Here is a 6,794-nt window from a genome sequence, read left to right as displayed (position 1 = left end):
CCCATTTCAAAAAGCAACCTTAAAAGTTTCTGTTTTACTTAATAAAATCAGCTGCTTAAGCCAGACCAGCAGCAAACTGCTCGTTAGCGGGAGGCGAATAGTACAGCATTAAAATACGTGGTCAATCCCTTTCTAAAAATTCTTTTCCTTCCAGCGCATCCATTGCAGTTTTCATCCTGGTGCACATTCATATACGGATACCGACGTGTATTCCCCAGGCTCGCTCGGGTGTGAAGCAAGTCTGCTGTCTACTCACGACCCGCCGTCAACGAGTCTCACCCTATGGCAATCAGAGGGTCCAAGTTTCTGACCGCTTGATGAACGAACATCAAGCGGCATCAGGGGCTGGCCGGACTGGTTATCCAGCAGTACAGAACGCGTCTCGTCCGGCTTGAACAGGAAACGTTCGCCCCACTGCCTCAAACTGACCACAACCGGAAAGATCTCCCGTCCTTTTTCCGTCAACACGTACTCTTTATAGGCGCTGCCATCTGATGCCGGTCGAACATCGAATACCCCTACTTCAACCAGGGTTTTCAGTCGCGATGCCAGAATATTCTTGGCTACGCCCAGGCTCTTTTGAAATTCGCTGAAGCGGCGAATGTCGTCAAAAGCGTCGCGGATGATCATCAGCGACCAGCGATCACCAATGGCCTCAAGTGTTCTTGCTACCGGGCATTCGCTGCTTTGCGGTGAAGTGTCTGCGACCATCTTTTTGACCTTCCGGAATATCGATATGCCAAACCTGTCCACCGGCCCGGCACAATGTGGTTGCAATTTGAAACAGGTTTCGACAACAATCGATCAGGTTTTGAATTGAAACCAGTTTAGCGCCATGGAGGCATACATGACAGCAGACGCCGACTCAGCTACCGAACGTTTCTCCAGCCAGCCTTCGGCAGTGCCGCCTGCGGGCATTGAAAAAAGCGGCAGGACCGAGCGATCTCCGGGGCTCTCTCCGTCGCTCACGTTGTTGTTTTCTTTCACCTGCGCGCTTGCAGTAGCCAACGTTTACTTCGCACAACCATTACTCGACTCCATGGCTCAGAGTCTGGGTGTGGCCTCATCAACGATCGGGGTTGTGGTGACTGCGACTCAGGCTGGATACGCGCTCGGGTTGCTGTTCATCGTCCCGCTCGGCGATCTGGTCAACCGCAAGCGGCTGGTTCTGACTCAAGTACTGCTGTCTGCCATTGCGCTGGCGGCAATCGGCGCATCACAGCAATGGCTGGCCCTGCTGGGGGCCATGATCGTGATGGGCTTGCTGGCAGTGGTCGTTCAGGTGCTTGTGGCATACGCCGCGGTGCTGGCAACGCCATCACAACGCGGGCAGGCCGTGGGGACGGTAACCAGTGGCATTGTCCTGGGCATTCTACTGGCGCGGTTTACCTCTGGCCTGATTGCGGACATCGCGGGCTGGCGTGCCGTTTACTTTGTATCCTCGGCAATGATGCTGATCCTTGCGGCGGTGTTGTGGAGAGTGGTTCCTGTCACAGCGTTATCAAGGCATCAAGACGCCTATCCGGTGCTCGTGGGTTCGCTCTTCAAACTATTCATCACCGAGCGCACGTTGCGCGTCAGGGGCCTGCTGGCCCTGCTGATCTTTGCCGCTTTCTCCGTGCTATGGACATCCATGGTGCTGCCATTGAGCGCCCCGCCGCTGTCGCTATCACACACGGCCATCGGCCTGTTTGGCCTGGCCGGCGTTGCTGGCGCACTTGCTGCCAGAAGAGCCGGTCGCTGGGCCGATCAAGGCCTGGGGCAACGGGTGACCGGTATTTCGCTGGGGCTCCTGACGTTGTCCTGGTTGCCCATCACGTTTGCCGAGACATCCCTGGTCGCGCTGGCCTGCGGCGTAGTGCTGCTCGACTTCGCGGTGCAGGCAGTACACGTCACCAACCAGAGCATCATTTTCGCTGCACGGTCCGACGCCCAAAGTCGCATGGTCGGCGCCTACATGTGCTTCTACTCGGTTGGCAGCGCACTGGGCGCCGCAGCCGCGACCCAGGTGTATGCGCTATGGGGCTGGATGGCAGTCAGCCTGCTGGGCGCCTCGATGAGCGCCAGTGCCCTGGTCCTGTGGTTTCTCACGCGTCATTGCTCAAATGGCCCATGGGGGCGAAGGGATAAACTTTGACTCGATCCATTGTTTGAACGCGACAACCACGGCACCGGGAAATTTGGCCGATGGCCTGACCAGATAGACCCCACCTGCGGCATCCAATTGCCAGTCAGGAAGCACATGCAACAGTTTCCCGGCAGCAATATCACGACTCATCAACCAGTCGCCCGCCCCCAGAATTCCCGCATCGGCGCGGGCCGCGGCCAGTAATGATTCGCTGTCATTGGCAGTCAGATTTCCTTTAGGCGAAACCGCTTGAAGCTCGTTGCCGCGATGGAGTCTCCACAGGGGAAAAGACGCAAGACCGCTGAAGCGAAGGCAATTGTGATTGATCAGGTCCTGTGGGGTTTCGGGCATGCCGTGCTTTTTGATGTAGCTGGGCGAGGCGCACAGAATCCGGCGATGGTCGCTCAGCTTCCGGGCGATCAACCGGTTGTCTTCCAGTTCTCCAATCCGGATGGCAGCGTCAAAACCTTCATCAATGATGTCGACCAGACGCTCGCTATAGTCAGCAAGGATCGAGACCTGCGGATAAGCCGCAAGAAACTCCGGCAGCATCGGGCCAAGCCAAAGCCGCCCCATGGCTGCGGGCAGTGCAAGTCGCAAAGTACCGCGAATTTCGCTGGCACCTTCGGCCGCCTGCTGTTGCGCTTCATCCATCAACCTGATGGCTGAGCGAAGACGCTGCTCCAGCCTGGCACCGACTTCAGTGATTCGCACCTGCCGGGTCGAGCGCTCCACGAGCCGAACGCCAAGGCGCTTTTCCATTGCCGCGAGCCGCTTTGAGACGACGGTTGGGTGTCGCTGCAATAGCCGGCCGGCACCGACAAATGAGCCTTGCGAGGCCACGGCCAGAAACGCAGCGATTTCGTCACTGTGCTGATTATTCAGAACATCAGGATTCATGGTTTTAGAATGATCGCCCCCGAAGAACGCCCCGACTCCAGATCGGCATGTGCCAATGCTGCATCGGCCAGCGAGTAGCTGGCCCGGATCCGGGGCTTGATAATACCCGCGCCTATCGCAGCCAAAACATCCTGTGCACGCTCCTGGTACTCAGCGACACTCGCCGTATGAGCTGCCAACGAAGGGCGTGTCAGGAACAGCGAGCCTTTGGCATTGAGTGTCGACAGCTCCACGGCTGACGGCGCACCGGATGAAGCGCCGAACGATACCATCAGGCCACGGGGTCGCAAGCTGTCCATGGATGCCTGGAAAGAAACACGCCCTATCGGGTCATAGACGACGTCGACCTTTTTCCCGCTGGTGATACGTGCGACATCCGATGCCAGGCTGTCGGCATCAAACACCAGAACTTCATCGCATCCCGACGCTCTGGCCTTTTCGACACTGGCCTGCTTTGAAACCACGCCAATCACGGTGGCACCCAAGTGTTTGGCCCACGGCACCATGATTTCCCCCAGCCCTCCGGCCACACCGTAGAGGAGAATGGTTGTGCCCTGCCCTACGGGATAGGCGGTTTTCAAAAGGTACTGCGCAGTGATGCCCTTGAACATGACGGCTGCGGCATCATCGAACGACAGTGCATCCGGAATTTTGACCAGCCGCTGCGCCGGATAAAGCCGGGCCGAAGCATACGAGCCAATAGGGCCGGTGGCATAGGCGACGCGATCCCCAACTTGCACATTGCTGACACCGGCACCTGCAACAGCGACACGCCCGGCGCCTTCCAGCCCAAGCCCGGATGGCAATGCAATGGGCACCGCGCCCTTACGCTGGGTGACGTCGAGGAAGTTGACGCCAATGGCTTCTTGCTCAAGCCAGACCTCGCCTGGCCCTGGCGATTGTTCGCTCAGTGTCTCCAGGTTCAGTACTTCAGGATTGCCGCACTGGCCAAACCGGATCGCAGATACCATTGTCATTTCCCCTTCAGTCAGAAGCTGCCTTCACATAGTTGTCGCTAGTGTGAGAACTGCCCCTCGAATGAACAAGACAGGTTGCGTGCAGATCATTAGTGCATAGATTGCAGCAATCACATTACAGATGCCACGGGTCATTGCGTGGAGCGATGCGGGTTGTACCTAATATGCAGACGTCAAAGGTTAGCGCCGAGCATCGGTCGCCTTCAGCCAGTTTTACACGTCAGCCAGGCGCCCCAGAAAAGGCTGTTGAAAAAGCGCGTGGTCTCTGCGAATCCGCTGTCGTGCAACAGCTTGAGGACCGCCGCCTCGGAATGCGGGGGATCGGCGCCTTGCAGAATTTTTCCAAGCTTGATCTTCACTTCATCCGGGCTGGCTCCATGCTGGCGCCACCGATGCCCCCAAGCCTCGAGCAACAGCGGTTGGCTGGCATAGGCATAGTGATTTCCCGCCACAATCAGCGGGGCACCGGGTTTCAGGCGAGCACGAACGGATTGCAGAAGTTCTCGCTTGGCGTCATCGCCCGGCAAATGATGGAGCACACCGATCAAGGTCGCCGCGTCGAATGACTCGTCGGCCGGCAAGTCGTCAACATACCCAAGATGCACGTCCGTTCTTCCAAGCAGGTCGTTTGCCTGTAACTGCTGTGTCGCGGCTTCCAGCATCGGCCCGGAAGGATCAACGGCCATGAAGCGCCAATTCGGCTCCAGCGTGGCCATCGCAATGATTTCCCGGGCCGTACCACCCGCGCCAACGACCAGTACGTTCGCCGAAGCCGTGCTGCCCAGGCTTGCCGCCAGCATGCACGCGGCCAGATCGTGGCAGGCGTCATACCCGGCCAACGCGATACGGCTCTGTTTTGCGTACTCGTTGGCCCGGGAGGTATCAAATTTTTCAGCTGTGTGGGTAGAAGATGATTTCAAGGCGATTCTCCATGTCCTCAAATCAAACTACGCCACACAAGCCGATAATAAAAATTCATTAATTTTATTCAATACATTCCCACAAGGAATACAAACCACACATCCTGTTGTCGATTTCGCAGCGTCTGGTTCGACTATCTATCGGGGATATGATCTCAAGGGATTGCAGACATCCCTTCATATACACTTTCACCCGGATGAATCAGGAGAAGAGCATGCGCACACTGACCGTTGCCGCGTTCATCAGTCTGGACGGTGTCATGCAGGCGCCCGGCGGGCCTGAAGAGGATCCCGCTGGCGGATTCCGATTCGGTGGCTGGATCGTGCCCTACGCCGACAAAACCACCGGCCAGGCCGTGCAGGACCTGTTCTCACAGCCATTCGAGCTGTTGCTGGGGCGTCGCACCTACGACATCTTCGCCTCCTATTGGCCGCGCATTCAGCCCGACTCAAGCAACCGAACCCTTGCTGACCTGTTCAACGGCGTACCCAAACATGTGGCCACGCACCGCGCCGACTCGCTGGACTGGCAGAACAGTCATGCGCTGGAGGGCAATCTGGTCGACGCGACCAGCGTGCTCAAGCGTCAGGACGGTCCCCGGTTGTTGACACAAGGCAGCGGTGATCTGGTGCGCCAGTTGCTTGCCGTCGGCCTGGTGGACGAATTGCGGCTGATGATTCACCCCATCCTGCTGGGGCGCGGCAAGCGCCTGTTCGACGACAACGCTCAAGCATCGGCTTTCACCTTGCTGAACTCGATCAGTTCGCCCGGGGGCGTGCTGATCGCCCGGTACATCCGCAGCGGCGAGGTGCGAACAGGTACGTTCGAGGGCGTCAGGCAGCAATAGCCTGCGCCCCTGGCAACGGCTCAAAACCGTGCACCCGCCTCGACAGCAACGGCCCAGGTGAAATTAAGCTTGAGCTAAGGTTACCTCTTTAGTCTTCGACGCTTTTGAGTCGTCGAGCATTTCGAAGATGGGTAGTGTCGATACAAACGCCAAACCACCGTTCAGCATTGTACTGGTCAATTACAAGACCCTTGATTTGACCAGGATCTGCCTGGACCTTTTGCGCGAGCCTGCACGAAAAGCCGGAATTGTCGTCTGGGTGGTGGATAACGATTCGGCGGACGCCAGCGTCGAGTATTTGCGCTCGCTCGACTGGATCAATCTGATCGAACGGGACGCGCCCACCAAAGAGCCGGGCCACATCGCCCATGGCAAGGCACTGGACATGGCACTGGCCAGGATCGATACCGACTATCTGTTCCTGATGCACACTGACACCTTCGTCTTCGATGCAAAGGTCTTTGCAATGATGATGGAGCACTGCACAAAGGATCGAAACGTCGCAGCGGTCGGTTGCACCGAGCAACTCAATCGCGGACTGCCAAGGACCCTGTGGCGTTTCAGTTCGCGCCTGTGCAAACACCATTACCGACGCCTGAAACAGTCGCTGGGCCTGCGATCAAAAGAGCCGAAGCCCTACAAGGAAACCCACTTGAAAAGCTTTTGCACGCTATGGAATTGCAGGCTGATGAAGCAGCAGGGTCTGCATTTTCCAGATCGATGATCGTATTGCCCGGCTATGAGCTGCAGGATCGTGTGATCGGACTTGGCTACAAAGTGGTGTTTCTTTCGCCCGGCAAAATATTCAAGTACCTGGACCACGTCCAGGCCGGCACCGTCGCCGCCGCTGGCGGATATGGCCAGAATCACCGACGGACCAGAATGTACCAGGACATTCTCAAGCGCTTCAGTGCGGACAACACCTCGGTGTCTTGAACAAACCCCGCATACCCGACCACAAAAATGTATGGTCAGCCCATCTCCTGCAACCTCATTGGTTGTTTTCGGTAAAGCTGGCTTG

The 6,794-nt window shown here is 57.3% G+C and carries 6 protein-coding genes and 1 pseudogene; 3 read left to right on the top strand and 4 right to left on the bottom strand.

Annotation, left to right across the window (positions count from 1 at the left end; genetic code table 11):
* Positions 1-252 precede the first annotated feature (252 nt).
* Positions 253-711 (bottom strand): helix-turn-helix domain-containing protein, encoded by a 459-nt coding sequence (locus tag RS887_RS30070; RefSeq protein ID WP_322618256.1) that lies wholly within the window; start codon positions 709-711, stop codon positions 253-255.
* A 136-nt stretch (positions 712-847) separates the two neighbouring features.
* Between RS887_RS30070 and RS887_RS30065 the strand changes: the two genes are divergently transcribed.
* The gene (locus RS887_RS30065; protein ID WP_322618255.1) at positions 848-2,137 is read left to right on the top strand and encodes an MFS transporter; all 1,290 of its coding nucleotides are present in this window, start codon (positions 848-850) and stop codon (positions 2,135-2,137) included.
* On the opposite strand, the gene RS887_RS30060 is transcribed toward RS887_RS30065, so the two are convergent.
* From RS887_RS30060 to RS887_RS30050, 3 genes are all read right to left on the bottom strand, one after another.
* A complete protein-coding gene (locus RS887_RS30060; RefSeq protein ID WP_322618254.1) occupies positions 2,102-3,028 on the bottom strand; it encodes a LysR family transcriptional regulator in 927 nt (308 codons plus the stop codon). The genes RS887_RS30065 and RS887_RS30060 overlap by 36 nt on opposite strands.
* Positions 3,025-3,999, bottom strand: a complete 975-nt coding sequence (locus tag RS887_RS30055) for a quinone oxidoreductase (RefSeq protein ID WP_322618253.1) — start codon at positions 3,997-3,999, stop codon at positions 3,025-3,027. Before RS887_RS30055 ends, RS887_RS30060 begins: the two co-directional genes overlap by 4 nt.
* Before the next feature lie 209 nt (positions 4,000-4,208).
* Positions 4,209-4,925, bottom strand: a complete 717-nt coding sequence (locus tag RS887_RS30050) for a class I SAM-dependent methyltransferase (RefSeq protein ID WP_322618252.1) — start codon at positions 4,923-4,925, stop codon at positions 4,209-4,211.
* Between the two features lie 215 nt (positions 4,926-5,140).
* Between RS887_RS30050 and RS887_RS30045 the strand changes: the two genes are divergently transcribed.
* Together RS887_RS30045 and RS887_RS30040 are read left to right on the top strand one after the other, a co-directional pair.
* Positions 5,141-5,773, top strand: coding sequence for a dihydrofolate reductase family protein (locus RS887_RS30045; RefSeq protein WP_322618251.1), 633 nt, complete (start codon positions 5,141-5,143; stop codon positions 5,771-5,773).
* Between the two features lie 127 nt (positions 5,774-5,900).
* Positions 5,901-6,709, top strand: a pseudogene (locus RS887_RS30040) (glycosyltransferase family 2 protein).
* The last annotated feature ends 85 nt before the right edge of the window (positions 6,710-6,794 follow it).

This window comes from Pseudomonas sp. BIC9C (assembly GCF_034541995.1).
In the GTDB taxonomy this organism is placed as follows: domain Bacteria; phylum Pseudomonadota; class Gammaproteobacteria; order Pseudomonadales; family Pseudomonadaceae; genus Aquipseudomonas; species Aquipseudomonas fluorescens_CC.
This window is presented reverse-complemented; position numbering and strand designations above follow the sequence as displayed.